This window comes from Anaerotignum faecicola, assembly GCA_024460105.1.
Taxonomy (GTDB): domain Bacteria; phylum Bacillota; class Clostridia; order Lachnospirales; family Anaerotignaceae; genus JANFXS01.
Genome location: JANFXS010000617.1, coordinates 1 through 383, shown reverse-complemented (window position 1 = coordinate 383; position 383 = coordinate 1). Strand labels below are relative to the sequence as shown.

The following is a 383-nucleotide window of genomic DNA, read 5'->3' as shown; positions in this document are numbered from 1 at the left end:
ACAGAAACAGAGAAATTTCAAATGAACGGAACTCCATATTACATAGATGGAGACGGAATCAAAAAAAACATCGCGTATTCTGCTGACAGTCACTGTTATACCTTTCGTATGCCGGAAGAAGATATCGTGGTAGACGCAGTCTATAAAAAAGTAGCGGCAGCAGTCGATGTACAGCCGGATGTCTGTCATTTTACTGTGACACAGACCAGGACCGGTAATCGGAAGAATCCCGTAAAGACGACAGAAATCCGAAATAAAGCAGGAAAGCTGATTGCCCGGTACATCAACGGACTACTGGAACAGGGAACCGAAGTGCAGCCGGTCACGATACAGGCGGTTATTGATGCAAATAATGATGTGAGTGATGAACGGGTGAGATGGAG

1 protein-coding gene is annotated in these 383 nt (G+C 45.2%); it reads left to right on the top strand.

What is annotated here, in order from left to right; genetic code table 11:
- Positions 1-21 precede the first annotated feature (21 nt).
- On the top strand, positions 22-383 hold a 362-nt coding region (locus NE664_15660; GenBank protein MCQ4728070.1), incomplete at its 3' end, for a hypothetical protein.